1 protein-coding gene and 1 pseudogene are annotated in these 3,355 nt (G+C 73.7%); both read right to left on the minus strand.

Annotation, left to right across the window (positions count from 1 at the left end):
- A partial coding sequence (locus ABDW35_RS34385) for a type I polyketide synthase (protein WP_343718345.1) occupies positions 1 to 3,033 on the minus strand: 3,033 nt, incomplete at its 3' end.
- A 168-nt stretch (positions 3,034 to 3,201) separates the two neighbouring features.
- Positions 3,202 to 3,355: pseudogene (locus tag ABDW35_RS34390) on the minus strand (hypothetical protein); the annotation flags it as partial.

Below are 3,355 nucleotides of genomic sequence, written 5' to 3' on the forward strand. Positions count from 1 at the left end.
GCCGACGCGGCCGCGGGCGTGCAGCGTCCACTCCTCCCCGGCCATGCGCTGGCGGCTCAGGATCTCCAGCGTGCCGGTGGCCGGCGCCAGCCGCAGCCAGGTCTCGCGCGTCGTCGCCTCGGCGATCACCAGGGCCTGCAGGATGTCGAAATCCTCGATCTCGACCGCCTCGGCGCCGAACCACTGCCGGCCGGCGGCGGCCGCCATCTCCAGCAGCGCGGCGCCGGGCACCACCACCTCGCCCGCCACCTTGTGGTCGGCCAGGTAGGGCAGCAGCTCCGGGTCCAGCAGGCCGTGCCATTCCGGCGTGCCTTCGCCCAGCCGGGCGCCCAGCAGCGGATGCGCCGGCTTGGCCAGCGACAGGTCGATTCGCTCCGGCGTCGGCGCCTGGCGCAGGTCGCGGCGCTGCCAGGGATAGTGCGGCAGGGCCAGGCGCCGGCCGGCGGGCCGGTCGCCGAACAGCGGCCGGCGGTCGGCCGCGCCGCCGCGCAGCAGCACCTGCAGCACCGTGCGCTCGACCGGGTCGCCGCCATCCTCGGCGGTCTTGTTGTCCAGGGTCGGCAGGATCGCTGCCTCGCGCTCCGCCGCCTTGGCGATGTCGCGCAGATGGCCGGTCAGCACCGGCCGCGGCCCGATCTCGACGAAGATGCCGGCGCCCAGCTCCAGCGCCGTCCGCGCCGCCGCGGCGAAATCCACCGGCTGGCGGATGTTGCGCCACCAGTAGCCGGCATCCAGGTCCGCGCCCGGCAGCACCGCGCCGGTGACGGCGGAGATGAAGGGGATCCGCTCCTCGGCCGCGACGGTATCGGCCAGCGCCGCCCTGAGCGGCGCCTCGATGGGGGCGGTCAGCGGCGAATGGAACGGATAGTCGACGCCGACGCGCTGCGCCGCCACGCGCCGCTGCTTGGCCAGCTTCAGCAGCGCCTCGATCTGCTCGCCGGGGCCGGAGACGGTGACGCAAGCCGGGCTGTTGACCGCCGCGACCACGACGCCGACGAGGCCGACCTCGATCAGCAGCCGCTCGGCCTCGTCCCGGCCCAGCATCAGCACCGCCATGGTGCCCAGGCCGCGCAGCTGCTCCTGGCAGCGGCTGCGCCAATGGATGATCCGGACCGCCTGGTCCGGCGACACCGCGCCGGCGGCCAGCGCCGCCGCCACCTCGCCGACGCTGTGGCCGATCACCATGGCGGGCTCCAGCCCCTCGGCCGCCAGCGCCCGGGTCAGCGCCACCTGCACCGCGAACAGCAGCGGCTGCGCGGTCGAGGTGGCGGGCAGGCGCTGCTCCAGCGCCGGGTCCTGCAGCGCCTCGGCCAGCGACCAGCCGGCCAGGGCGGCGTAGCGGGCATCGACCTCGTCGAAGGCCTCCCGGAACGACTGGCTGGCGCGGTAGGCGTGTAGGCCCATGCCGGCGAATTGCGAGCCGTTGCCGGAGAAGGCGAAGCACACCGCCCCGGCCTCCGCCTCGCCGCGGGCCGACAGCACCGGCGCGGTGCGGTCGCCGGCCGCGAAGCGGCGCAGCCGGTCCGCCGCGTCGGCGTCCAGCGGCAGGGCCAGGCGGTGCGCCAGCAGCTCGCGGTCATGCGCGGCGTGGCGCGCGATCCGGGCCGGTGCTGCCTCGGGCTGTTCCAGCGCCTCGGCATAGCGCCCGGCCAGGCTGCGCAGCGCCTCCTCGCCATGGGCCGACAGCAGCAGCGCCCGGGCCGGCGCCTCGGCCGCCGGCTCCGGCAGCTCGTCCGGCCGCGGCGTCCGCAGCACGGTGTGGGCATTGGTGCCGCCGAAGCCGAAGGAGGAGACGCCGGCAGTCAGCGGCCCCGGCGGCAGCGCCACCGGCCCGCGCGCCGGCACCAGGTTCAGCGCGTCGAACGGGATGTCCGGATTGACGGTATCGAGATGCAGCGTTGCCGGCAGCAGCCGGTGCTCGATCGCCAGGATCGCCTTGACCAGCCCGGCCACGCCCGAGGCCGGTTCGAGATGGCCGATGTTCGACTTGACCGAGCCGACCGGCAGCGGCGCGTCGCGCTTCTGGCCCAGGGCCCGGCCGATCGCCTCGGCCTCGGCCGGGTCGCCGACCCGGGTGCCGGTGCCGTGCGCCTCGACGAAGGCCAGGTCGTTCGGGTCGATCCCGGCCTCGCCATAGACCCGCTCCAGCAGGCGGAGCTGGGCCTCGGCCGAGGGCAGCGACAGGCCGACGGTGCGGCCGTCGGAATTCACCCCGGTCGGGCCGACCATCACCCGCGGCACCCGGCCGGCCGCCTTGGCGGCGTCAAGGCGGCTCAGCACCAGCACGGCGCCGCCTTCCGCCCGGACATAGCCGTCGGCCGCGGCGGCGAAGGGCCGGCACAGCCCGGTCGGCGACAGCATGCCGGCGCGGGAGAAGCCGTAGAAGGCCTGCGGCGCGCCCAGGATGTTGACCCCGGCCACCACCGCCGTGTCGATCTCGCCCCGCGCCAGCGCCCGCACCGCCGCGTCGAGCGCGACGAGGGAGGAGGAGCAGGCGGTGTCGATGGTCAGGCTCGGCCCGCGCAGATCGTATATGTAGGAGATGCGGTTGGCGATGATCGACGCGGTGTTGCCGGTCATGAAATGGGTGTCGATGCCGCTGGCATCGCCCACGATCCGGGTATAGGCGTCGACCGAGGAGGCGCCGACGAACACGCCGACCGGCTCGCCGGCCAGGGTGGCGGGCGGCAGGCCCGCATCCTCCAGCGCCTCCCACACCAGCTCCAGCAGCAGCCGCTGCTGCGGGTCCATCTGCTCGGCCTCGCGCGGCGCGATGCGGAAGGCGCCGGCGTCGAAGCCGTAGGGATCCGCGATCAGCCCGGCGGACAGGGTGTAGCTGCGGCCCGGCTCGCCCTTCCGGGGATGGTAGAACCGCTCGATCGCCCAACGGTCGCTGCCGATGGTGGAGACGGTGCAGCGCTCCTGCAGCAGCAGCGACCAGAAATCGTCGAGGCCGGCGGCGCCGGGCAGCCGGCAGGACATGCCGATCACCGCGACGGGCTGGTCCTGAAGTCTCGAAGAGCCTGCTGGCATGTCGGTCTTCTTTCAACGATTCGGCATGGGCGGGCGGGCCGCGGACCGCAGCGGCAACCTACTGTACCGTAGGAAACGGCGTCCGGAACCAGCAATCGATGGCAGCCTCCATGAGATCATAGATTTTAAATCTATATCCGGTCCGGAGTAGCCCCTGCTGGTGGGGATTCATCCGAACAGCAGCGCGTCGGCCTTCTCCAGCCGGACGACATCGTCCTCGCCGAGATAGGGTCCGGTGCGGACCTCGATCAGCTCGAGGTCGATCTTGCCGGGGTTCTCGAGCTTGTGGTCGGTGCCGATGGGCAGGTAGACGGCCTCGTTC

The sequence above is a fragment of the Inquilinus sp. genome, from assembly GCF_039594555.1.
GTDB lineage: Bacteria > Pseudomonadota > Alphaproteobacteria > DSM-16000 > Inquilinaceae > Inquilinus.